Source organism: Pantoea sp. C1E2, assembly GCF_056491465.1.
The window spans coordinates 2,425,382-2,449,399 of record NZ_JBSZHT010000002.1; the positions used below are offsets into that span (position 1 = coordinate 2,425,382).

At 52.6% G+C, this 24,018-nt stretch carries 23 protein-coding genes; 9 read left to right on the top strand and 14 right to left on the bottom strand.

Translation table 11 applies throughout. The features are described from left to right. Positions 1-20: 20 nt before the first annotated feature. The 6 genes from ACXI0A_RS11720 to ACXI0A_RS11745 form a co-directional block, all read right to left on the bottom strand. Positions 21-1,028, bottom strand: coding sequence for an ABC transporter permease subunit (locus tag ACXI0A_RS11720; protein WP_476148713.1), 1,008 nt, complete (start codon positions 1,026-1,028; stop codon positions 21-23). 11 nt (positions 1,029-1,039) lie between these two features. Next, a complete protein-coding gene (locus tag ACXI0A_RS11725; protein WP_224930238.1) occupies positions 1,040-2,041 on the bottom strand; it encodes an ABC transporter permease in 1,002 nt (333 codons plus the stop codon). A 27-nt stretch (positions 2,042-2,068) separates the two neighbouring features. After that, complete coding sequence (locus ACXI0A_RS11730) at positions 2,069-3,550, bottom strand: ATP-binding cassette domain-containing protein (protein WP_476148711.1); 1,482 nt, start codon at positions 3,548-3,550, stop codon at positions 2,069-2,071. Positions 3,551-3,652: 102 nt separating this feature from the next. Next, on the bottom strand, positions 3,653-4,642 hold the full coding sequence (locus tag ACXI0A_RS11735) for an autoinducer 2 ABC transporter substrate-binding protein (protein ID WP_224928277.1): 990 nt from the start codon (positions 4,640-4,642) through the stop codon (positions 3,653-3,655). 15 nt (positions 4,643-4,657) lie between these two features. Then, entirely contained in the window at positions 4,658-5,131 is a 474-nt protein-coding gene (locus ACXI0A_RS11740) for a VOC family protein (RefSeq protein WP_224928272.1), read from the bottom strand. 14 nt (positions 5,132-5,145) lie between these two features. Further along, positions 5,146-5,718 carry an SIS domain-containing protein gene (locus ACXI0A_RS11745; protein ID WP_058960523.1) on the bottom strand — a complete coding sequence of 191 codons (573 nt, stop codon included), beginning with the start codon at positions 5,716-5,718 and terminating at the stop codon, positions 5,146-5,148. Positions 5,719-6,089: 371 nt separating this feature from the next. Between ACXI0A_RS11745 and ACXI0A_RS11750 the strand changes: the two genes are divergently transcribed. Beyond that, positions 6,090-7,205: a GntR family transcriptional regulator gene (locus tag ACXI0A_RS11750; protein ID WP_476148708.1), complete on the top strand. Its 1,116-nt coding sequence runs from the start codon at positions 6,090-6,092 to the stop codon at positions 7,203-7,205. Positions 7,206-7,216: 11 nt separating this feature from the next. Here the strand turns inward: ACXI0A_RS11750 and ACXI0A_RS11755 are convergent, their stop codons facing one another. From ACXI0A_RS11755 to ACXI0A_RS11765, 3 genes are all read right to left on the bottom strand, one after another. After that, on the bottom strand, positions 7,217-7,957 hold the full coding sequence (locus ACXI0A_RS11755; protein ID WP_224928268.1) for a DeoR/GlpR family DNA-binding transcription regulator: 741 nt from the start codon (positions 7,955-7,957) through the stop codon (positions 7,217-7,219). Between the two features lie 42 nt (positions 7,958-7,999). Beyond that, complete coding sequence (locus tag ACXI0A_RS11760) at positions 8,000-9,262, bottom strand: YbiU family protein (RefSeq protein WP_476148705.1); 1,263 nt, start codon at positions 9,260-9,262, stop codon at positions 8,000-8,002. Between the two features lie 212 nt (positions 9,263-9,474). After that, complete coding sequence (locus tag ACXI0A_RS11765) at positions 9,475-10,152, bottom strand: LuxR C-terminal-related transcriptional regulator (protein ID WP_476148703.1); 678 nt, start codon at positions 10,150-10,152, stop codon at positions 9,475-9,477. 314 nt (positions 10,153-10,466) lie between these two features. Here ACXI0A_RS11765 and ACXI0A_RS11770 point away from each other — a divergent pair, with 314 nt between their 5' ends. Continuing rightward, complete coding sequence (locus tag ACXI0A_RS11770; RefSeq protein WP_476148701.1) at positions 10,467-11,234, top strand: winged helix-turn-helix domain-containing protein; 768 nt, start codon at positions 10,467-10,469, stop codon at positions 11,232-11,234. After that, entirely contained in the window at positions 11,231-11,710 is a 480-nt protein-coding gene (locus ACXI0A_RS11775; RefSeq protein ID WP_476148699.1) for a hypothetical protein, read from the top strand. The genes ACXI0A_RS11770 and ACXI0A_RS11775 overlap by 4 nt, the downstream gene beginning before the upstream one ends. A gap of 20 nt (positions 11,711-11,730) precedes the next feature. Here the strand turns inward: ACXI0A_RS11775 and ACXI0A_RS11780 are convergent, their stop codons facing one another. Further along, the gene (locus tag ACXI0A_RS11780; protein ID WP_476148697.1) at positions 11,731-12,126 is read right to left on the bottom strand and encodes a VOC family protein; all 396 of its coding nucleotides are present in this window, start codon (positions 12,124-12,126) and stop codon (positions 11,731-11,733) included. A 72-nt stretch (positions 12,127-12,198) separates the two neighbouring features. Between ACXI0A_RS11780 and ACXI0A_RS11785 the strand changes: the two genes are divergently transcribed. After that, positions 12,199-12,831 (top strand): LysE family translocator, encoded by a 633-nt coding sequence (locus ACXI0A_RS11785; protein ID WP_479485257.1) that lies wholly within the window; start codon positions 12,199-12,201, stop codon positions 12,829-12,831. A gap of 43 nt (positions 12,832-12,874) precedes the next feature. Here the strand turns inward: ACXI0A_RS11785 and ampC are convergent, their stop codons facing one another. Further along, positions 12,875-13,999, bottom strand: coding sequence for a class C beta-lactamase (gene ampC / locus ACXI0A_RS11790; RefSeq protein ID WP_476148694.1), 1,125 nt, complete (start codon positions 13,997-13,999; stop codon positions 12,875-12,877). A gap of 285 nt (positions 14,000-14,284) precedes the next feature. Here ampC and ACXI0A_RS11795 point away from each other — a divergent pair, with 285 nt between their 5' ends. From ACXI0A_RS11795 to ACXI0A_RS11810, 4 genes are all read left to right on the top strand, one after another. Continuing rightward, a complete protein-coding gene (locus ACXI0A_RS11795; RefSeq protein ID WP_476148692.1) occupies positions 14,285-16,039 on the top strand; it encodes an FAD-dependent oxidoreductase in 1,755 nt (584 codons plus the stop codon). Continuing rightward, positions 16,023-16,862 carry a class I fructose-bisphosphate aldolase gene (locus tag ACXI0A_RS11800; RefSeq protein ID WP_476148690.1) on the top strand — a complete coding sequence of 280 codons (840 nt, stop codon included), beginning with the start codon at positions 16,023-16,025 and terminating at the stop codon, positions 16,860-16,862. Before ACXI0A_RS11795 ends, ACXI0A_RS11800 begins: the two co-directional genes overlap by 17 nt. 60 nt (positions 16,863-16,922) lie before the next feature. After that, positions 16,923-18,410: an FGGY family carbohydrate kinase gene (locus ACXI0A_RS11805; RefSeq protein ID WP_476148689.1), complete on the top strand. Its 1,488-nt coding sequence runs from the start codon at positions 16,923-16,925 to the stop codon at positions 18,408-18,410. 67 nt (positions 18,411-18,477) lie between these two features. Then, positions 18,478-18,807 carry a DHCW motif cupin fold protein gene (locus ACXI0A_RS11810; RefSeq protein WP_045833384.1) on the top strand — a complete coding sequence of 110 codons (330 nt, stop codon included), beginning with the start codon at positions 18,478-18,480 and terminating at the stop codon, positions 18,805-18,807. Positions 18,808-18,853: 46 nt separating this feature from the next. On the opposite strand, the gene ACXI0A_RS11815 is transcribed toward ACXI0A_RS11810, so the two are convergent. Both ACXI0A_RS11815 and ACXI0A_RS11820 read right to left on the bottom strand, forming a co-directional pair. Continuing rightward, a complete protein-coding gene (locus ACXI0A_RS11815; protein WP_476148687.1) occupies positions 18,854-20,104 on the bottom strand; it encodes a phosphatase PAP2 family protein in 1,251 nt (416 codons plus the stop codon). 75 nt (positions 20,105-20,179) lie between these two features. Further along, positions 20,180-20,419 (bottom strand): hypothetical protein, encoded by a 240-nt coding sequence (locus ACXI0A_RS11820; RefSeq protein ID WP_476148685.1) that lies wholly within the window; start codon positions 20,417-20,419, stop codon positions 20,180-20,182. A 251-nt stretch (positions 20,420-20,670) separates the two neighbouring features. On the opposite strand from ACXI0A_RS11820, the gene hpxO reads away from it, so the two are divergent. Then, positions 20,671-21,828: an FAD-dependent urate hydroxylase HpxO gene (gene hpxO, locus ACXI0A_RS11825; RefSeq protein WP_476148683.1), complete on the top strand. Its 1,158-nt coding sequence runs from the start codon at positions 20,671-20,673 to the stop codon at positions 21,826-21,828. A gap of 87 nt (positions 21,829-21,915) precedes the next feature. Here hpxO and dcp read toward each other — a convergent pair whose 3' ends face one another. Continuing rightward, on the bottom strand, positions 21,916-23,967 hold the full coding sequence (gene dcp, locus ACXI0A_RS11830; RefSeq protein WP_476148682.1) for a peptidyl-dipeptidase Dcp: 2,052 nt from the start codon (positions 23,965-23,967) through the stop codon (positions 21,916-21,918). Positions 23,968-24,018: the final 51 nt, after the last annotated feature.

Genomic DNA, 24,018 nt, shown 5'->3' on the forward strand with positions numbered 1-24,018 from the left:
TTATTCGCCTTTTTGATGGTTTATTTAGCCATACGCAGTTTAATCTGAGAGAACAATCCCCGGAACACCACAATCGCAATAATTATCGCACCCCATGTCGCGGTGATCATGAATGGATCGAGGCGCAACAGGTTCAATCCGCTGGATATCATCTGCAGGATAATCACCGCCAGAACCACACCCGAAACCCGGCCGAATCCCCCAAACGGACTCACTTTGCCGAGAAAGGCGGCCAGTACCGCCACCAGCAGATAAGAATCCGCATAGCTGGCTTTGACCGAGTTAAGTTGCCCCATCATCACTAGCGAGGTCAACGCCGCAAACGTCGAGGAGAACACATATTGCATCACAGTGATTTTCACCAGATTAACGTTGGCGTACTGTGCCGCCGTCGCGTTTGAACCCATCATATACAGGCTAAAACCAAATCGGGTTTTGTTCAGGATGATTGACGCCACAATAGCCGCCACCACAAACAGAATCAGCGCGTTCGGGATGCCGAAACTGATGCCATTGCCAATATTTAGCAGTGAATCAGGAAAACCCGACAGTGTGTAACCGCGCGTCAGCACCACATTCAGTCCGGCAATCAGCGTCATGGTGCCAAGTGTCACCAGAATGTCGGGGATCTTAAGGATCGAAATCAGCAAGCCGTTGATCACCCCCACCAGCAGGCAGGCTACAAACCCGAGCAGTACGGCGAGCATCACCAGTTCCACTCCCGCCAGTTTCATGCCCTGTGAGGAGAGGGCTTGCAGGACGAGGGCGATAATAATGCCATTGAGGTTTGCCGTTGAGATGATGGAGAGATTGATTCCGCCGGACAGCATTGAAATCATCATGCCAATCGCCAGCAAACCGACAATCGGTAATTGATAGGCCATCGAAATCAGGTTTTGCGTACGGATAAACTTCTCGCCGTTGAGTGCGAACATCAGGATAAATACTGCAATCAACACCACATACAGCGACAGATTCTCCGCAATAACGGCACTGAGACGCAGGCGCGCGGGCGCGTAAGTTTTCATGGCTTTGCTCCTCATTGTTCCACCACCACACGCACCTGCGCCCTTTTCTGCCGCAGAATTTGCAGCGCATTGAGTGACACGCTAAATAGAATCACCAAACCGGTGAAGACGTTGTAGTAGTAAGGCGAGACTTTCAGCAGTGTCAGGCTATTGCTGAGGATTGCGAACAGCAATACGCCTAGCAGGGTTCCCGCTACGCTGCCACGCCCACCGGTGACCGATGCACCTCCCAGTACCACGGCTGCAATTACCTGCAACTCAGAGCCCACAATGGAATTGGGGATCACCGTCTGCACAATCGACACCTGAATAATGCTGGCAAATCCCGAAATGGCCCCGACAAAGGTATAAATGAACAACGTTGTGCGACGCAGGTTGAAACCTACGCGCTCCGCAGAGAGCGCATTGCCACCTACCGCGTATATGCTGCGCCCCAGCACGGTATGTTTTAGAAACAGATGCAGGAAAATCGCCAGAGCAAACCACAAACAGGTCACCAGGCTTAAGCCATACCAGGCGCCGTTTGCCGCCTGTAGCGGGAAGATTTTGATCTCAGCCAGGCTGAGTAGTGAAGGCGGCAAGTCGTAAATCAAATCACCCTGAGTCACCACGTACAGAGTGCCGTAAAACAGACTGTTAGTGGCTATCGTCACGATGATGGCGGTGATCTTGAAGTAATAGATGATGATGCCGTTAAGCAGTCCCATTAATGCGCCGAGGATCAATGCACATAATATCGCCAGCCAGATATTATCGAGTCCGAGTTGCAGGAACCAGAATACCACCACGTATTGCGCCACCTGAGCAATGGCGGTAAACGAAACGTCAAACCCACCGGAAATCAGCACCAGTAACACACCCAATGCAAAGATGCCCAGTACCGTCCAGGATTTCAGCAGGTCGGTCAGATTATCAAAGCTGATGAAGTTGGGATTGATGCTGGTGATCACAATCGACAGCACGACGATCAGCACCAACAGCAAGGTCTCACGCGCTTTGAGCAGTTTCATCATATCCACGATACTCTCCTCCGGCGGGCGTTATTGCCGCTCCATCTCATGTTGCAGCGTTTCATTATCAATTTCGTCACTGCGCCAACTTTTGCCCAGACGACCCCGCTGCATCATGATGATGCGGTCACAGTTGGCCAACAGCTCTGGCAGCTCATCTGAAATAAAAATGATGCCCATGCCTTCCTGCGCTTTCGCTTTCACGGTTTGATAGATGTAGTTTTTGGCACCCACATCAATGCCCACGGTTGGGCTGTCCAGAATGAACACCTGAGGACGCATCGCCAGCCATTTTGCCAGCACCACTTTTTGCTGATTGCCACCGGAAAGCATGCGAATCGGTTGGTCCTGACTGCCGTATTTCACCTGCATTCCCTTGAGCAAATCCTCAACCGTATCGCGCATTTTTTGACTGTTGAGGAGTCGCATCGGGGTCAGATAGTGATTCAGGGTGCAAATGGCCGCATTTGCCGCGATGCTCTGCTCCATAATGAGCCCTTGTGCTAGGCGATCTTCGGGAACATAGGCAATACCGTGTTTTACCGCAGCATGGATGCTGTTGATGGTGACGGGTTGGCCATGCAAATAAATCTCGCCGCTTTGTGCCGGTTCCACGCCAAACAGCGCCATGGCCAGTTCGGTGCGTCCAGCACCCAATAGACCGGCAATGCCTAAGACTTCACCTTTGCGTAATTCAAAATTGACGTCCTGAAAGCTGTTGCGTTTGCTGAGATGGCGCACACTGAGCAGCACGTCATCAGTCGCACTCGATGCCCGCGTTTCAAACGTCAGGGCATAGCCCAGCATCAGATTTTCAATATCACCGCTGGTGAGTTTTTCCGTGGGCTGGCAGTCAATCACTTTGCCATCGCGCATTACGGTAACGCGATCGCAGATCTCCAGTAATTCATTCAGCTTGTGGCTGATAAAAATGAAAGCAATGCCTTGCTGTTTTAACTGACGCAAAATGGCAAAGAGGTTGTTGATTTCACTGCGTGTCAGTGCGGTCGTAGGTTCATCGAGAATGATCAGTTTTGATTGATTAACCAGCGCACGTGCAATCGCCACCAACTGTTGTTTGGCAATCGGCAGTTCGTCTACCGTCGCGTCTAAATCGAGATGAATCCCCAATTGAGCGATGATTTTGACGACGTTATCTTTGTAAGCGCTGCTGCGCACCAGTGCTTTACGGTCATTCAGCATCTGGCTGATATAGATGTTTTCTAACACGCTGAGATTGGGAAACAGCGAGAGATCCTGATAGATGATGCCAATGCCCTGCTTCACCGCATCCATGGCGGTGAAACGCTGGATGGACTGATTTTTGATGGTCAGGCTGCCGCGATCGCGTGATTCAACACCAGCAATGATCTTCATTAAGGTGGATTTACCACAGCCGTTTTCACCCACCAGGCCGTGCACCTCACCTTCATTGATATCAAAACTGACATCGTTGAGTGCGGTCACGCCGCCAAATTTTTTCGTGACGTTCGCCACAGACAAAAACTGCATACGACCTCCGCACACTCTGCGGTGATAGAGACGGGCATCATCGATGACGCCTCAACAATAAAACGTTCAGGGTTTGGGGCGACACGAATGCCGCCCTTATGATTAAAAATCGTACTTGCTGTAATTGTCTTTGGTGACCGTCAGTGGTTTATCAAAGATGATGTTTTGACCATTGATGGTCGGGACGCCAAGCGTGGGGATTTCCAAACCTTGTTTAATCTGATCCCGCTTGCCATCGAGCACCATTTTGGCAATGTAGGCCATGGCGTAAGAGGCTTCACCCGGGCTCCAGAGAATCGATTCGGTTAAGGAACCATCCTTCAGGAAGGTGGCACTCTCTTTCGGGGACGTCGTTCCGATGACAGTGAGTTTGCCCACCAGACCTTTTTCGCGCAGCGCTTGTGCCGCACCTGGACCACCCTGACTGCCAAATGCCAGCACGCCTTTCAAATCTGGATAGGTAGAGAGCAACTCCAGTGTTTTCTGACGCGAGGCGTTGCGATCTTCACTCACCGGGAAGCGATCGGAGACCAGCTTCATATCGGGATATTTCTCTTTCATTTCTTTGATCGCGGCATCTGCCCAGGTGTTGTGCGCAGGTACGGTCAGTGAACCTACATAAATGGCAAACTCTCCTTTGCCACCGGCATGTTTGGCGAATTCATCCATCATGTAGCGACCAAATTTTTCGTTTTCGATCATCTCAACGTCATAGTCGGCGCCCGGTTGGTTCACTGATTCATGGGTGATGACCACAATCTTCTGACTGCGCGCACGGTTAAACACAGGCTCGACCGAGCTGGCATTATTCGGCACCACCAGCAGGGCATTGGCACCCTGAGTAATACTGTCTTCGATAATGCGCACCTGCTGCGCTTCATCAGCGGAGGCTGGCGCCTGCTGATAGGCATCGATTTTGAAATCTTTGGCGGCTTTTTTCAGACCGGTTTCATAGTCGTTAAACCACGCAGAACGCAGCTTGGGAATACCGACCATGGTGTATTCATCTGCCGCCTGTGCTGGTAGCGATGCGCAGAGTGAGGTTATGCCCAGCAGCAGTGCTAACGTCAGAGCATTACGCGTTTTCATCATGATATGTGTCCTTTATCAGGCGGGATAGCGCCGTTCAGGTTCAGGAATGGAGCCAGCGTTACCGATTTCGATCACGGCACCCTGAAAACGCTCCTCGGTATCGAGGTAATAGAAAACGTCATCACCAATGTTGCCGCTCTGCACGACGTCATATCCGCGTGCCTTGTAGGTTTCGAGCGCCTTTTCACAATCGGCAAAATAGAGTTTGAGGTGATGTAAGCCGTACCCGTGCTTTTCGATGTATTCGTCATAGATGCTGTAGCCAGAGACCGGCTGCATCAATTCCATCTGTACGCCATTAATCCAGCACACAGCAATTTTGTAGATGTGCTCTGCTGGCTGGCCACGGTAAATCGACTGATTCACGTTATGTGGCCCGTAGGTATAGACATCCCACGGGCCCATGTTGAAGGCTTCCCAGTAGTGCTGCATTGCCGCATCAAGATCTTCTACCAGATGAGCAATCTGAATGATGTCACCGTCTTTCATCACATGTGCTCCGCTCAGGCAAACTTATGAGGCAACCCTTCGAGGTTGGTGTGGCTGGCTTTCATCGCATCCATCTGGATACCGCACTGCTCGATCAGCATCATGGTGACGATATCGGTGAAGAGGAATAGCGACTGTTCCAGTAAGGTGGACATTGGCTGAATGGAGGGAATTTCCTGATCGCCGCCAAATATCTGGCCGGGTACACGCACGGCTAAATCCGCATATTGACCATGTTCATTTTCAGGGTGGGCAGTGAGCAACACGATGCGTGCACCTGCTTCTTTCGCCAGCTTGATGATATTCAGTTCTACATTGGTGACGGCACAATGCACGATGAGCAAATCACCCTTGCCAAGATAAGGCGACGTGGTGTCATACACGACGTAACTGTCAAATCCCATATGCTTAAGGCGCATGGCAAAGCCACGCACTGAAAGTTGCATGCGGCCCATGGCATAGAGCTGGATGGTTTTCGCCTGGCGGATTTCTGTGATGAGCTGGTCGATTTGCTGCGGATCAACCGCCAACAGCGTGTCGCGGTTTTCATTAATGACCTTCTCTACCAATGCTGCGTATTGAGACATGTGTCATTCCTCAGTTGGCCCTAAAAGGCACAGATGTAGGGTTTATGTTTACAAATTTGTAAAATTAAATGCCTGACAACTGATGACAACCTTACGCAACATTTTTACTTTTTCTTTTGGAATTGATCACAAATCAAACACAAATGGATTACATATCGAGCAGAAAAAGCGGTTTAGAGAAGTTGATCACAAGTTTTCGCTCGGATTGTGCGCTATTTTCCTTTCAAGCCGTTCAGATGTAATCATTCCATATTCATCTTCATCCACAGATAGTTTACAAATTTGCACGTTTTTCAGATTGTTGATTTTACTTATTAACTCCCTTAATGTGTTCCATCGCTGGAACTGTTGATCAACGGGCAAACCGCACTATGGCGAAATCAGGCAAGCTGGATCGCGTTTATCTTGAATTAACCCAACGTATTCAACGTGGTGATTACGCCAGCGGTGAACGTTTGCCGACGGAAATGAAGCTGTGTGCTGAGTTGAATGTTTCACGCCCAACGCTGTCTCGCGCATTGTCACGCTTGCGAGAACAGGGACTCATCAGCAGTACCCAGGGTTCGGGGCATTACATTGCCTATTCTGAACCCAGTCAGATTGCTCACCTGCCTCCCGCGATGGCGCTGGGTATTCTTTCGCCGCGCATGGAAGCCAATGAAAGTGGATTTCTGTTTGAACAGATCTTCAAATCCATTGCCGCCTTGTCTCAGCCCTTCAACTTTGATCTGGTGTGGAACGGTGTCATGACGCTGGGCACGGGAGCTTCGCGGCAGGCCATCATCAGCAAGATTGAGGGTGTGATTGAGCGCTATCAACGTAGCGGTGTGAAAGGCGTGTTCTTTATACCCATTGAATTTCATCCCTTCGCTGCTGAGATCAATCAACTGATTCTCAGTAAACTGGAACGCGACGGCATGAGTGTGGTGCTGCTTGACAGTGACGTGGTGCGCTGGCCCGCGCGCAGCCGATGGGATTTAATTGGCATCGATAACATCGCAGCAGGTGCCGTGATGACGCGCCATTTACTGGCCGATCACCCTCGCCGCATTGATTTCCTTTGTGAACGTTTCTCCGCAAACACGGTTTATATGCGAATGCTTGGCTATCAACTGGCGTTGCAGGAAGCCGGCATTTCTCCCCAGCCAACATGGCAGCATGAAGGCGAACTAAATCACGTTGATTTTATCCACCATCTGCTGGCAAGTGGCGCGCGTGATGTAGTGTGTGCCAATGACTTTACCGCGATGAAGTTGCTATCCCTCTGCAGTCAGCAGGGAGTCAAAATCAACGTCGTGGGTTTTGATGACAATGAATATTCCGCGTTACTGGGTATTCCGTTAACCACCTGGAAACAGCCCTTCAATGCTATTGGACATAACGCGGTGGTGGCGATGATGCACCGTCTGGACAATCCTGAGGCCAGCCCACTCCACCTTATCGCACAAGGGGAACTGATCGTACGGGCTTCCTGTCACGCCTGTTAGCCTTGCTCCCGCTAAATCAGCGTTAACTCCATTGGCTGCTGGCGCAATATATCCTGATACACCGGAGAGAGTTGGCTATCGGTGATCACCTGCTTAAACGGCAGCGTGGGTGCCAGAGCGAAAGGATGTATCTGACCAAATTTGGATGAATCGGTGAGCGCCACAGTGTGCGTCTGCTTTTCCATGATGGCGTTGACCACGTCGCAGCGCAGCATATCACGACCGGTAAAACCGGTTATGGCATCCCAGCCGTCGATACCGATAAAGGCTTTATGGAAGTTGAGGTGCTGGATGCACAATCGCGTCAGCGGCCCCACTACCGACTCACTGCTCTTCTGGAACAGCCCGCCAAGAATGATCACATCACCACCCTTTTCTCGCAGCAATCCCGCGATGTAATGGCTGACGGTAATGATCGTGATATCACCGCGTTCGCTCAGCTCGCGTGCCAGCAAGGCGTTAGTACTGCCGCCTTCGATAAACACCGTCTCACCCGCGTTAACCAGCGAAGCGGCGTACTCCGCCAGACGTTTTTTGACGGCAAAACGCGTTTGCATGCGTGCGCCGACATCATCGCTTTCTGGCGCCACGGCAGAACCGTGCACGCGGCGCAGAAAACCGCCCTTTTCCAGAACATTCAGATCCTGACGCACCGTCACCTCGGAAACACCGGTGGTCTGCGCCAGTTCACTGACGCTGACGCTGCCGCGTTCGCTGACCAGTTGGATAATGTGCTGATGACGTGCGTTCATAGTGCCTGCTTCAATTTAAATTTTATTCAGCTTACCAGAAACTTAACCCAATCCGAGACTGCGACGCCCGTTGCTGTTTAACGCGTCCAGAGTGAAACGATCGCGCCAGCTGGCTTCGTAGTCCTCTTTAGGGAAATCACCCGGTGAGGCACCGGTTGCCAGCGCCTGGGCAACCTGAGTGGCGTAAGCGGCATTTTTCTCGCACAAGGGTGCTGCCGGAATGTACATCACATTACCCCAACCTTGCTGATCCTCAACGGGTGCAACCGAATGGATGACATCGCAGTGCCACCAGACAGAATCACCCGCTTCCATTGCTGGAATGGAACACAACCCCTCGATCAGTTCCGGATGCCACTGCTCTGAGATGGGCAGTACTTTGCCCGGCGCAACACCGCAGAGTTCATCCTCTGGCACATCTTTCAGCAGCGGACGCAGCAACAGATACGCCATCGCTTCCGGTACTGGCACCACATGTAGCAAACCCTGACCCAATTGCATGTCTGATAGCGCAGTCCATCCCTGGAAAGTGCGGAAGACTGAACATTTGGTGGTGGTGCCGGCCTGATATTCATTCACTTCCGTGCGATGTGCCGCATCCCAGGGATCGTATTGATCGAATTGGTTATTGAAGATTTTAGTGAACACCTGCTGATAAGCCGGCAGTAACCAGCGCTCCAGCGCGCCAGAATCGGTATGCGCACCCAGCCCCTTAGATGTCGTGCCAGGCAAGCGACGGCGAATACGATCGGGATAGATAATGCTGACATCAGGATCGAACCAGCGTGTGCCGTTGGACTCGAATGTCCACAGGCGATTCAGGAAGGATTGAGTTTGTGCCATGGCGTCGCTCTGACGCGCCGACATCTGCGCTTCACTCCAGTAGATCGGATAGATTTCAGGGCGTGAGGCATCGAGGCTGCCAAAGAAGTTGTCACCCGGTCCCTTATAAACTTCATCAAAATCATTTTCATCAAGGTATTCCAGCATCGATGCATCCCAGCCCAGCGCCTGCTCGCGCGCAAAGGTCTGTTTCACCACCACGCAACCGCGACGACGAATATGATCCTTCACCTCTTCGGAAATACGCCCTGCGGCGATGTCCTCCCAATGTACCTGCGGCCAGGCTGTGCCATTTCGCGCTTCTTCCTCGCGTGCTGCAGCAATTTCGCTGAGGATTTTGCTCCTGACCTGCTCAAACAGCCCCTCAACATCGCCGATTTGCTCTCTGAGCACCTGTTTCATCAGGCGGATTTGCTGCTTTGCATCTTCGGGTTGTTGTACTGAGGTAAAGGATGTATTCATTTTGTCGCTCCAATTACTTCGAATGAAACTAAATTGAGCTTCATTCATAACAATCGTTCGACATTTCACCTAACGTCAGGGCGCGATTCTATGAAATGCATCACATTAAATCGCGACTGAGGCTTTCAAGCGTAAGTAGACCGGGATGAATTCCCGGTTAGAAAAGATGTGCGATTGACTCGCGGTGTGCTGTAAGGCAATGAGCGGGCGCGCTATTCCAGCCAGGCGTGATAGCGTTGATGGAGTTCAGCCAGGTTTCTCACATTAAGTTTACGCATCGCAGCCTGTTTTTGGCTGCTAATAGTTTTAATGCTTTTGTCTTTGGCAACGGCAATATCCGTGACGGTGCGGCCGCGATAAATTGAGCGGATGATCGTTCTTTCAGTAGTGGTAAGAGAGAGCATCGCTTCTTCATACATTCTCGATGAAAATAACTGTCGAGGGGATGTATCCTTTTGCGGCGTAGCAATTTTTACTTCAAATCCCCATACCCGATGCTCAAGCACCGCTGTTACCGCATCTTCAACCTCGCGCTGACTGCTTTTTCTATTTAATATCGCTTGCACACCTGATTTTTTATATTTTTGTAACAGTCTGATATCAGAAGCACGGGTCAATATCATGACGGATGCAGTGGGTGAGTAAGATTTTATCAGCACCGAGATGACATCTGCATTTCCTACCTCGGTGTCGATAATAATAAGATCTAAATCCTTATCAATGATACTGATCTGTTCATCATGGGTTTGGATGGGGTGATGTGTCACAGTAACACCATTCAAAGTTGTCAACATGGCGCGAATGCCGTAGTAAGTAATCGCGCTCGGCGTCATGATAGCGATGTTTTTATGTTTAATTCTACTTGTCGTTATTCTAATGGCGCTATGCATAGTTAATATTCCTCAATTGTAATCACACCCATATCTCATTATTACAGATTCATCTGAACGATATTAAATCATGCCATGCGATTAATCTGATGCGCATATTATTCGCCTGATTAAAGGCTTTCAATATGCTGGCGAAAATGTCACTTAAAAGTCACCGCAATTCATATTATTATGTTATAAATCATCATGATAAACCTGTGACAAGGCTGTTATCTGCCTGATTAACATCCTCTACATGTCCTTTTTTCAGACCGTGTTATAATCAGCTCAATGTAAAGTGCGCCTTGGCGATGCGCTGCGGGGATAGAGCAGAAGTGACAATTATTTTTTTTACCGATACCGGTCTGATCAGGCTGGGAGATAAAGAGATTATCCTTAGCAGGCAAAGTAAAAGTTGCCTGATGTACCTGTGTGAGCATGAAGGCAATATTGTCTCCAAAGAAGCATTGCATGATGCCTGCTGGAAAAATCATGGTGCTGTAGTCTCCGATAATACCGTGCGGCAAACTCTCTTTCGCATCCGAAAATCACTGGCATCGCTGGATATTGAAGAAGAGATCCTCGAAACACTGGGATACATGGGCTATCGCTTAAAACCCAATTGCATCACGCTGATTTCCGACTCGCAGAGTTATTTTTTACCAGAACCTCACAGCACCGATAATGAATACAGCGGAGCCTCAGAGTTATCTGCTACAACCGCACCGACATCAGACCTAAAGAAGAAATCGTTTAAAATAAGATTAATTCTTATTACGCTAGGTATTTCCTGCCTGTTTTTTATAGCGGGCGCCCTGCTTCGCGGCCAAAAATTGATCCATCCATTGAGTTATGGTGAACCACTCCAGCTGAATGGACACACTTTGCTGTTTTCACAGTATGTGGAAAATGACAAAACAGAGTCGGCAACACGCGTTAATTACTGGCTCAGCAAAATGCAGGTCTCGCTTACCCCGCAAAGCAAAATCTATATTAATGCCGATCGTGGCAACTCTATTAATTTCTTTGTGTGCGATGGCGAACTTGAACTGAAGACGACCACTTGCCAGACATTTGCGGTTATCGGGAGGAACCATCCATGAAAATCGCTGTTTCTGCGGCATGCTGTTTGTTGGCGTTGTTCCTTGGCTGGTTTTCACTGCCCTACTTTGTTCGGCCATTATCTGGCGATTGCCGGGCCGAGACCTATATCATTTACGATGAACCTGACCGGACCGTGATAAGCCATGGCTATTGGGATATTTTGAGCGGCAGTCGTGAAGGTCATTTAAATGCTTATCTGGCATTTATGTCGCCGCAGGGGATGGAACGCAGGATTAACGTTGATCGCACCGTGAACCTTGATTATGACTACCACCCCGATTCGTTCACGGTATCCACTCGCAAATCTTTTCGCATTGCGGGTCCCGATACACAGGATCCCGCCGTCGGGAAATATATTGATCCGCTGGCTGACGAGAATTTCACTGCCCGCATCTACCTGTTTAAAGTGGGCAATCAGATTATCTCAGGCTTCCATTACCGGCCGCTCAACCGCTGTATGAAACCTGGGTTTTGAGGCGGTGAATGACCGCCAAGTCATTTGTTCTGATACAGGTCCCAGCGGTTGCCGTAGAGATCCTCGAAGACCACCACCGTGCCATACTCCTCTTCACGGGGTTCTTCACAGAAAGTGACGCCATTTGCCTTCATCTGGTGGTAATCGCGCCAGAAGTCATCCGTTTGTAAGAACAGAAAGACGCGGCCTCCGCATTGATTACCGATAAATCCTTGCTGGCGCTCGTTCGATGCCTGTGCCAGGAGCAAATTGCAATCGCTCTGCGGGTTGGGAGTCACTACTACCCAACGCTTACCCGGCTGCGGTGTATCTTCGATGAGATGGAAACCTAGCTTTTGCGTGTAATATTCAATCGCGCGGTCATAATCATCCACCACGATAGCGATATATCCCATACAACGCTTTTGTGTTCTCACGCTTATCTCCTTAATATTCTGGACGGAATAACCTGATACCAGAATAAACCACAATAACGCAAGGAGCGTTGCATGCCGGAACTGTCGAGTTGGTTTGCCTTTGCATTGGTGGCATTGGGATTGGTGCTCACTCCCGGGCCCAATATGATCTATCTGGTTTCGCGTTCGCTATGCCAGGGAAAAAAGGCGGGATATATCTCCCTTGGCGGCGTCGCGTTAGGATTTGTGTTTTATATGCTGTGCGCGGCGCTGGGTATCACCGCGTGGCTGCTCGCCGTTCCATGGGCCTATGACGCGTTGCGTTTCGGCGGCGCACTCTATTTGCTGTATCTTGCGTGGCAGGCACTTAAGCCCGGTGGACGCTCGCCTTTCGCGGTTCGCGATCTCCCCGCCGACAATCCGCGTAAACTGTTCACCATGGGTTTCCTCACTAACCTCGCAAACCCGAAAATCGCCATGATGTTTCTGTCGCTGTTGCCGCAGTTTATCAGTCCGAATCACGGCAGCGTGCTGCTGCAGTCGCTGGTATTGGGCGTCACCCAAATTGTGATTAGCCTGACGGTGAATGCGATTTTCATTACCACCGCTGGTCAGGTCTCCACATTTTTACTGGCGCGACCCAGCTGGCAACGTATGCAGCGCTGGCTGATGGGCACGGTGTTGGCAGGAATGGTCGTCAAACTCGCACTGGATGCACGAAAGTAACCGGCCATTTAATCGGGGGCGACGAGGTGCGCCCCGCCGTCAGTTATTGACCCAGCGCCTGAATAATTTTGTCCGCTGCGATGACGCGATCGTCATTCGGGAACCATTTATTCGCCAGCATAATCACCGCAATTTTCTGCGACGGAATAAACACTGCGTAGGTCGAGAAGCCATTGGTCGATCCGGTTTTGTTATACCAAGCCTGCTGCGGTGCGGCCTGCGGTGGCGTGATCAATGTGGCCGACATCCCTTTCATGATGCGCTGACCGCTGTTGCCTTCCACCAACTGCTGCGATGAAACAGGCAGCGGATAGTATTCCCACATCATCGCCTGCGTAAAAGCTTCGGTTTTGTAGTAGCCCTGATGCGTGGTGGCAATCGCCTGCTGCCACTCCGCCGCGACCTTCTGTTCATCCAGTTGAATTGCCAACCAGCGAATCAAGTCAGCGGATGTCGATTTCAGTCCATAGGATTCCGCGTCCAATGGGCCTGGCGTCACACGCACCGGCTTGTCTTGCTTGTTATAGCCTTGCGCATATTGACCCATGGCTGATGCAGGCACCTGAACATAGGTGTGACGCATGCCCATCGCAGGCAGCAATTGCTGTTCCATTGCGCTAATAAACGGCTGATGCAAACTTTTGGCAGCGATCATGCCCAGCATGCCAATTCCTAAGTTGGAATAAACACGCTGTGTGCCCGGCTGAGCCTGTGGCTGCCAGTGTTTGTACCAGTTCATCAGTTGTTGCTGATTGGTCACATCGTCTGGCACAAACAGCGGCGTGCCCGAAGTGTGCGTGGCGAGATTAAGCAGGGAAACCTGATCAAAAGCGCTGCCCTTCAGTTCCGGCAACCATGTGCTGGCTTTATCACTAAACTGCAGTTTTTTCTGCTGAGCCGCATAGCTCGCTAAGGTAGCGGTAAAGGTTTTACTCAGCGACCCGATTTCAAACATGGTTTGTGAGGTGATCGGCTGCTGAGTCTCTTTGGATGCTACACCGTAGTTGTAAAACTCGGTTTTTCCATCGTGCAAGATGGCCACCGCCATGCCCGGAATCTGATATTGCTGCATCAAGGGTTTGATAATGGCGTCGGGTAAAGTGGTTTGTGCGAGGACGCTGGTGCTCGCCAGCATGCCGATCGCAATGGCGATCTTCGAGAAGTTCATATTAATCCTTTATGTTTTAGTTAAGTCACTATTTTGACATGGAACTAATTTCAACCCAATTGCAGAAAGTTTGACTTCCTCACACGACCCCGTCTTTGTGAGATTAATCACAACTCTTGAAAATCTCATTAACCATAACTCCTTTTTACGTCAACGATTTAAATCTCATGATGCGATTTGCATTCACTGCTACCAGAACGTTGACACACCCTCTCATTAAAAAGTTAACAGACGAATCCACCGCAGCAGGCGTACTCGAAATGGCCAAGAGCCGGGGAGCAACCCATGGAGAATAATGCAACACGCGAGCAGCGATTTAGCGCACTGCGACAACGCACGTCCACACCGGTGTTGATTGTCGGTGGTGGCATCAATGGCATCAGCACATTTCGCGAACTGGCGTTGCAGGGTATTCCCGCGATTCTGGTGGAAAAAGGTGACTGGTGCCAGGCGGCCAGCGGTGCTTTATCGCGCATGATCCACGGCGGACTGCGCTATCTGGAAACCGGCGAATTTACGCTGGTCAAAGAGTCGGTGATTGAGCGTGACCGGCTACTGAAAAACGCGGCACACTATGTTTTTCCGCTGCGCACCACCGTCCCCATCGACAACCTCGGCGGCGGTTTAATTAATGCCACGCGGCGCTTTCTGCGTTTGAGCGACAAACCCACGCGACGCGGCGCACTGCTGATCAAAACCGGTCTGAGTCTTTACGATGTCTACACCAGACAGTACGGCTCAATGCCTAAACATCAGGTGCGCGGCGAGGCAGCCACGCGCGACCGCTGGCCCGCATTTGCTCCCTGGGTGAAATACAGCTCCAGCTACTACGATGCCTGGATAAGTGCGCCGGAAAGACTGGGTTATGAATTGATTGAAGATGCCGAGCGCGCCTGCCCGGACGCGCTGGCGCTGAATTATCTGCAACTGGTCAGCGCCGACGGAGAATCTGTCACTTTGCAGGATGCACTCAGTGGTGAGCATTTTACCTTGCAGCCGCATGTGCTGGTGAATGCCGGCGGTGCGTGGATAGATCAGCTCAATCAGCGCCTGGCGCCCACTGAACATTTCACCAAACTGATTGGCGGTACTAAGGGTTCGCATCTGATCATCGATCACCCCGAACTGTTACACCTGCTCGACGGCGAGATGGTCTATTTCGAAAACCAGGAAGGCCGCGTCTGCATCATGTTTCCCTGGTTCGGCAAGGTGTTACTGGGTTCCACGGATATCCGCGTGGACGATCCGGATAGCGTGGTGTGCGAGGAAGAGGAGAAAGCTTACATTCTTGAATCGTTACGCTTTGTTTTCCCAGATGTTGTGGTACCCGAATCGTCAATTCTCTACACCTTCTGCGGTGTACGCCCGCTTCCTGCCAGCGATGCCAAAGTGAATGGGCAGATCTCACGTAACCACTCTCTGGTGCTGCTGCCACCCGACGCCGCACATGCTTACAGTCTGCTGTGCCTGGTCGGTGGAAAATGGACCACCTTCCGTCAGTTTGGTGAAGAAGCCGCGGATCGGGTGTTGCGTCTGATCGGAGAAAAACGCCGGGTGTCGAGCGGCGATCTACCCATCGGCGGCGGACGCGACTTCCCTGCACCTTCCGGGCAAACCGCGTGGCTTGCCCAACTCGCACAGCAATATTCACTGCCCTTATCCCGCGTATCACAGTTAGTCCGCCGTTATGGCAGCCGCGCCCTGCCAATCCTGCAGCTTATCCAGCAGCAGGGGGAGCAGCCGCTGCAGCATCATGCAGGATATAGCGCACTGGAACTCCGATACCTCATTGAGCATGAGCAGGTACAACAACTTGAGGACCTGCTGGTGCGACGCACCTCACTGGCGATTTGCGGAGAATTAACACCCTCGCTGGTGACAGAAATTGCTGAATTGATGGCCGACCTGCGCGGCTGGAACGCCACTCAACGACAACATCATCTGCAAAGCAGTTGCGCCAGTCTGGCGCAACTGCACGGTTTAACCGGTCTTAACCCCACTTTTTTCCAGGAGGAAACACGCCATGTTAATCAGCAATAAAGTCCGCATGAATCGTCTGTTTCAACACGGTAAATGCCTTGATGTGGCCATCGACCACGGCATTGCCAACGAGCCTGATTTTCTGATTGGGCTGGAAAACATCGAGGGCGTGATGAAAAACCTGATCGCCGCGCAACCTGATGCCATACAGGTGAATTACGGACAGGCCGATCTGTTGCAGCACGTCGCGGGGCAAAAACCGGCGCTGGTGATGCGCACGGATGTCGGTAACGCCTATAACGCGGCGCGCCATCGCGAAATGTGGGCGGTGTTGCACAACCCGGATGAGCCAATCCTCGCCGCGTTGCAGATGGATGCGGCTGCGGTGGTGGTGAATCTCTACCTGATCCCCGATGAACCCGGCATTTTCCGCATGTGCGTGGAGAATATCGGTCGTCTGCGTCAGGCCTGCGATCGCTACGCCATGCCGCTGATGATCGAACCGCTGGTGATGGCGCCGGCCGGACAAGGCGCGGCTTACGGTTCGCTCGGTGATGTGGAGAAAATCGTACCATTGGTGCGTCTGGCGCGTGAACTCGGCGCCGACATCATCAAAGCCGATCCGACGGAAAACGTAGAAGATTTTCACCGTGTGGTGGAAGCGGCGCGCTGTCCGACGCTGGTACGCGGTGGGGGCAAAGGCGAACTGGCACCGGTACTGGCCAAAAGCGCCGCATTGATGGCGCAAGGCGCCAGCGGCATGGTGTATGGCCGTAACGTTTACCAACACGATAACCCATCACGCGTGGTGAAAGCGCTGATGGCGATTATCCATCAGGGCGTCAGCGGCGCGGATGCATTAGACATTTACCAGCAGGGTTGAGTATTACCTGCACCGGCGCTTAAGCGGTGCGCCGTCTTCGTCAGTGAATCGGAGTCGGATATGAGTCAACTTCTCGGCATTGATGCCGGTAACACCATGATCAAAGCGGTGCTGTTTGATCTCAGTGGGCGCGTGCTGTCGGTTGCCGAATGCGCGGGGGAAACCCACCAGCCGCAGGAAGGTTATGCAGAGCGTCCGGTGGAAGATATCTGGCATGGTGTCAGCGTGGCCGTCAGTCGCTGCCTGCAACAGGCGGGCAGCGCGGCAGATGCGATCATCGCCGTGGGCGCGGCGGGTCACGGCAACGGCTTGTATGCGCTGGATAAACAGCTACAGCCGTTGTTCGGTATTCAATCCATCGATCATCGCGCCATAGACACTGTTCATCAGCTGGAGGCCAGCGGCGCTGATAAAGCCATTTATCAAATTTCGCTGCAAAAACCCTGGCCTGCCGCCACGCCGGTGCTGATCAGCTGGATCAAACAGCATCAGCCGGAGCGCTGGGCAAAGATTGGCCATTTACTCTGTGCCAAAGATGTTATCGCCCATTTCCTCAGTGGCGCGGTCAGCGCTGACGTTTCGGATGCCGCTGGGGCCGGATTAATTGACTATCGCCAGCGTGATTACAGCCGCGAGTTGATGGCGCTGTATGGGATTGAAGAGGCGTTAGACCTGTTGCCGCCACTGCGCGAATCTTGCGCGGTGATCGGCCAGGTGACGTCACGCGCGGCGCAATTAACCGGATTGCCTGCTGGCATTCCGGTGGTGGCCGGCATTTTTGATGTGGTGGCCAGCGCCATTGGCTCCGGCGTGGTCAAAACCGGAGAGGCATCCATCGTCGCAGGGACCTGGAGTATCAATCAGGTGGTGGTGGACAAACCGGATTACCAGCGCCCGGTGTTCATGAATTCGATTATTGAAAATGACCGCTTTATGGCAATTGAAGCCAGCGCCACCTCGGCCGCCAATCTCGACTGGTTCCTGCGGGAGTTCGACGATGGCCGCGCTGGCAATGGCGCGGCGCGCAGCAGCGATACCGTGGCGCATGTCGAGCCCAACGCGCAGCTGCCGCTTTATCATCCATACCTTTATTCGGGACGTAAATCTGAACCGGCAAAAGCGGGATTTTACGGGCTGGGTGGCTGGCATACGCGCGCGGACATGCTGTTTGCGCTGTTTGAAGGTGTCACCTTTGCCCACCGCGCCCACATCGATCGCTTACGTGCAGCGGGCATTCCCGTAACCCGCGCGATTCTTTCTGGTGGCGCGGCGCGTAGCTGTATCTGGCCGCAAATGTTTGCTGATGTGTTGGGCATTCCCATTCGCGTGGCAGAGTGCAAAGAAACCGGTGCCCTGGGAGCAGCGCTTTGCGCGGGCGTCGGCGTGGGCGTCTGGCCAAATCTGGCGGCGGCGGTGCAGCAAGCGGTACAAATTAATCCCGGCGAGTTGCAGCCACGCCCGGAGCGCTTTGCTTTTCATGATGCGCGCTATCGGGTATTCAAAAGACTGGAACTGGCGATGGGCGAAATGTGGCACGAAGTGGGTTGAATTATCTGGTTATTATTTTGCCAGACGGTAATGTTGTGCTCTTGTCGATTTCATTAAGGATAGCGTCGTGCAGATCAATCAACTACCGTTTGGCATTACCGACTGGAGCACCCTCGAAACCGAAAAACATCCCGGTGACAGCGGTTTTGCGCTGTGGCGTACTCAGCGCTTTGGCGATATTCGCGTGCGCATGGTGGAATATTCACCGGGCTATCTCGCGGATCACTGGTGCAGTAAAGGTCATATATTGCTGTGTCTGGAAGGAGAGATGATCACCGAACTGGAAGATGGCCGCACCTTCACCCTGACGCCGGGCGTGAGCTATCAGGTCGCCGATAACGCCGAAGCACATCGTTCTTCGACTACGCACGGCGCGAAGTTGTTTATTGTTGATTAGCACTGCGGGCACCGACGTATTACCAACGCCAGTGCCCGCCTCAGCATTACTTCGCCATAGCGTACGCGGCGGTCAGATCGACGCGTTGCCAGAAGGATTGCTCGGCATTGCCCGACAACGGATAACCGTTTGGCAAGGCCGTTTTCACCATCAGTTGACGAATCTGCGCATCAGACAGTTTAGGCAGCGCGGTTTTCAGCAGGATTTCTGCGCCCTGCGGCACCTGAACCGGCATGTTTTTCACGTTGGCTTTCGGCAGATTGTAGCTCAGGGTGAAACGATAGAACTGCTTCAGATCCGGCGCACGGTAAGGATCGTCCTTCCCGGTTGTGCGTGCACATTCCGCCAGTGAGGTACCACACTCTTTTTCCAGCGCGGTGCGCAATTGATCGCGCGCCTCTTTGAACAGCACCTGATAGCGTGCATCGTTCAGGTAAGTCGCCACGTTGCGCTCTGCCACCATACGTGAACCCATCACGTCCAGCGGATAGTGCACGCCCAACACCAGACGTGAATATCCATAACGCGCGCCACGTGTCACCAGCGCTTCAAAGCGTTCTGGCACCATTTCAGCCATCAGCAGTGCATCGGTGTAACCGGTATTGGTGTGGCCGCTCGGGAACGAACCGCCGTCCGCGGTATAGCGCACATTGTCTTTCACCACCACATCATCCGGCACCAGATGAATTGTATTGCCTTCATGCAGGAACGGACGCGGATAGTTAAAATGTTTTTTGGCAGCGCTGGTGCTGACTTCACTGGCTTTGATTAGCGCAGCAGCTTTGCTGAGTTCGCCTTTGTCATAAGCCGCGATGAAGGCTTTACCAAGACGTGGTCCCATGGCATCAGACAGGAAATAGAGGGAGCTGATCGCTTCCGCATCCTGTAACGCCTGATGGCGCACGTTCTGCGTGGCATTCAGGTTGATATCGGTGACAGTGGCGCGATTGGCATTCAACACGCTGTCTGGCAAGGTGCTGAATCCAGACAATAGCGCGATACCGGCTTGCTGATTCTGTTTAACGTTGAAATCGTAACCGCTGCTTTTCAGCCAGGCTTTATCTGCCTGCGTGCTGGTCTGTTTGGCTTTTTCCAGCTGCTCACGTTTCAGTGTCGCGCTGTCACCTTGCAGCCAGGCGCGTTGCGCCTGCAGTGACTGTTGTTCCAGTTGCGTATAACCTGGCGTTGAACCGGTAGAAGTTTGTGCTGCCAGTGCGGCCGCCTGCGGCAGTGTAGTCGCATGAGCCTGTTGAGCGAGCAGTAAAACCGTTGCAATCAGTGTGTAGCGGGTTTTCATTATTTTCCCCTGTTATCAGAATATTACCTTGCCGGGGAAACACGCTAGCACCCTGTTATGACAGATTTATTTCATTTATCGACACTCGTTCGAACAGTTTTGTACGCAAATTTGTGCGAGCGATCCACAACCACCGCCGTTATCGTTTTTGCACTGTGATTGCTGTACATAGCAATTTTGCTGACAGGAAGAGAGGTCACATTTGGCGGCAATCGGCGTCAGCTGTGCCACCGGCGCTTTCATTTCAGGCTGCCATTTGGTTTGCGCCAGTGCGCTGGCGCTGAACAGCACCACAAACACCATTATCCACTTCATAGGAAATTCCTCGCGAAAAGGTTCTACATAGTATGGCGTCTACGCAGCCAAATGCCATGTTGGAACCTTTGATTCACCCTTTGGTTTCGCCGCCCTATTGCCGTGCAAATTGTTGCGCGATAACGGTGCAGTGCACGCAACACGCAACCACCGTTAATCATTATGAATCAATGGATTAATCGAAATCACCTTAAGGACAAGCTAATGGTACGAAAGTTGCAGGTGTAAGCAGGTAGACAAAGGAGACAGTAATGAAAGCGATTGTGATTGGAGCAGGTATTGGCGGCATGAGCGCGGCGATTGCGCTGGAGAAAGCGGGTTTCGAGACTGCCGTTTTTGAAGCGGTCAAAGAGATGAAGCCGGTCGGTGCGGCAATCTCTATCTGGCCCAACGGCGTAAAATGCCTGAATGCGCTCGGCATGAAACAGCAACTGCAGGCACTGGGCGGCGATATGGCGTTTATGGCCTATAACGATGCGCACAGTGGCAGCACCCTCACCCGCTTCAGCCTGTCACCGCTGGTGCAGCAGGTGGGCGAATACCCTTATCCGGTCGCTCGCGCCGAGTTACAGGCGATGCTGATCGAAACCTACGGTCGCTCGCGTATTCAGTTTGGTAAACGCGTGACCAACGTCGAGCAAAGTGCCACGGGCGTTACCGCCTGGTTTGATGATGGCAGCCAGGCCGAAGCAGATTTTCTGATTGCCGCCGACGGCACGCATTCCGTGATCCGCCACTATGTACTGGGTGAGAATGTTGAACGACGCTACGCCGGTTACGTTAACTGGAACGGCTTAGTGACCATCGACGAAAGCATTGCCCCAGCCGATCAGTGGACAACCTTTGTCGGTGAAGGCAAGCGCGTGTCTTTAATGCCGGTTAGCGGCAACCGCTTTTACTTCTTCTTTGACGTGCCTTTGCCCAAAGGGTTAGCGGAAGATCGTTCCACCCTTCGCCAGGATCTGAAAAATTACTTCACCGGCTGGGCCGATCCGGTGCAGCGCCTGATTGACACCATCAACCCAGACACTACTAACCGGGTTGAAATTCACGACATCGAACCGTTTAACCGTTTCGTCAAAGGTCGCGTGGCCTTGCTAGGCGATGCAGCACACAGCGCCACTCCGGATATCGGCCAGGGCGGTTGTGCGGCGATGGAAGATGCGGTGGTGCTGGCGCAAACGCTGGCATCACATTCGCTGGGTATCGAAGATGGGTTGCTGCGCTACGAGGCGCGCCGCGTGGAACGCACTAAAGACCTTGTGCTGAAAGCACGCAAACGCTGCGACGTGACGCATGCCAAAGATGCTGAAATCACCGCTGCGTGGTACGCCGATTTGAAAAACGAAACCGGCGAGCGAGTGCTAGCCGGCATGTGCGACACCATTGAAGGTGGTCCGCTGGGTTAACGCCAGGGCGCACCGCTGGAATGACTCCATACTCGTTGAAACGGTGTCCAACTGTCAGGGTTCACTTCACGCCGTGCGCCCTGTTTATCATGCCTCTTCTAAACCGCGATTTTTCAACATCGGACCAATCTCCGGTGCTTTGCCGCGCCATGCCAGCCACAGATGTTGCAGATCGCTGCTGTTACCGCGTGAAAGAATATGATCGCGGAACTGCTGGCCATTCTCACGGCTCAACCCACCACGTTCAACAAAGGCCTGATAACCATCATCGGCCAACATCTGCGTCCAAATATAGGCGTAATAACCGGCTGCATACCCACCGCCCCAGATATGGCGGAAATAGGTGGAGCGATAACGCGGCGGTACGGTGGTTAAAGCAATGTTCTCTGCCGCCAGCGCTTGTAGTTCAAAGTGGCTGACATCCTGCGGGTTGTCATGCGTGGTCAGTGAATGCCATTGCAGATCCAGCAAGGCTGCTGCCAGCAGTTCGGTCATGTCGTAACCCTTGTTGAACTTAGACGCGCTGACCATCTTCTCGCGCAGTTCAACGGGCATCGCCTCACCGCTCTGATAATGGCGGGCATAGTTGGCAAACACTGCTTCATCGCTGGCCCAGTGCTCGTTAATCTGCGAAGGAAACTCAACGAAGTCACGCGGCGTAGCGGTACCGGACAGGCTCGGATAACGCTGGGTGGCAAACAGACCGTGCAGTGCATGGCCGAATTCGTGGAACAGCGTAATGACCTCATCCCAGCTCAGTAACGCGGGTTGCCCGGCCTGCGGTTTGGTGTAGTTGCAGACGTTGTAAATCACCGGCTTGGTGCCAAGCAGCGTGGTCTGATCAACGAAGTTGCTCATCCAGGCGCCGCCGCTTTTGTTATCCCGCTTGTAGAGATCGGTATAAAACAGCGCCAGCGGCGTATCGTCAGCATCAAAGATTTCATAAACATTGACGTCCGGATGATACACCGGCAGATCGTGGCGCTGCTGGAAGCGGATACCAAACAGCTGGCTGGCAGACCAGAACACGCCCTTTTCCAGCACATTATTCAGCTCAAAGTACGGGCGAATTTGGCTCTCATCTAAGGCGTATTTCTCTTTTCTCACTTGTTCAGCGTAGAAGTTCCAGTCCCATGCGCGCAGCGGGAAATGGTGGTGCTGCTGTTCAATGATCTGCTGAATATCTGAGGCTTCTCGCTCCGCGCGAGCTCGCGCGGCCGGAACGATATTTCGCATAAACGCAAAGGCAGCATCCGGCGTTTTCGCCATCTGGTCCTGCATGCTCCACTCGGCGTAGGTATTGAAACCGAGCAGCTTTGCCTGCTCTGCGCGCAGCTGTGCCATTCGTAATACAATCGCGCGCGTGTCGTTGTCATCGCCCTGTTCGCTGCGCGTGAGTGCCTGATTGAACAGCGCTTCACGCGTGGCGCGTACTTCCAGCGACTGCAATGCGGGCTGTTGCGTGGTGTTCTGTAACGGCAGCAGCCATTCGCCGTGCAATCCACGCGCTTCCGCCGCGGCTTTGGCATGCGCTAACTCTTCTTCACTCAATCCCGCCAGCGCCGCCACACTGCTCACCGTATACGCACCCGCTTTGGTCGCCGCCAGCAGCTTGTTGCCAAAACGTGTACTCAGCGAGGCGAGTTCCAGATTACAGGCACGAAGTTGGTCTTTATCGGCATCGCTCAGACTGGCGCCGGCTAGCTGGAAGTGCTGCCAGGTCACTTCCACCAGGCGCATTGCTTCGGCATCCGGACAGGCAGAACCGCGATGCTGGTAAACGCTGTCGAGGCGGGCAAACAGCTGGCTGTTGAGATGGATTTCATCACTCAGCGCCGTGAGTTTAGGGGTGATCAGCTCATCAACCTCCTGCAACTCATCACTGGTATTCGCCGATGTCATGGCACCGAATACCAGGTTGACGCGGCTGAGCAGCTGCCCACTGCGCTCCAGAGCTTCATAAGTGTTGGCGAACGTGGCAGGTTCAGGATTGTTGGCGATGGCGGCAATTTCCTGACGCTTCTCTTCAATACCCGCTTCAAGCGCTGGAAGAAAATCGGCTTCCTGAATCAGATCAAACTGCGGAGTTTGATATGGCAATGAACTGACGGTGAAAAACGGATTGGCTCGTGAAGTCATTATCGCTCCTGATAATCAGCAACGCCGCAACCGGTGCGGCGGGATGTTTCT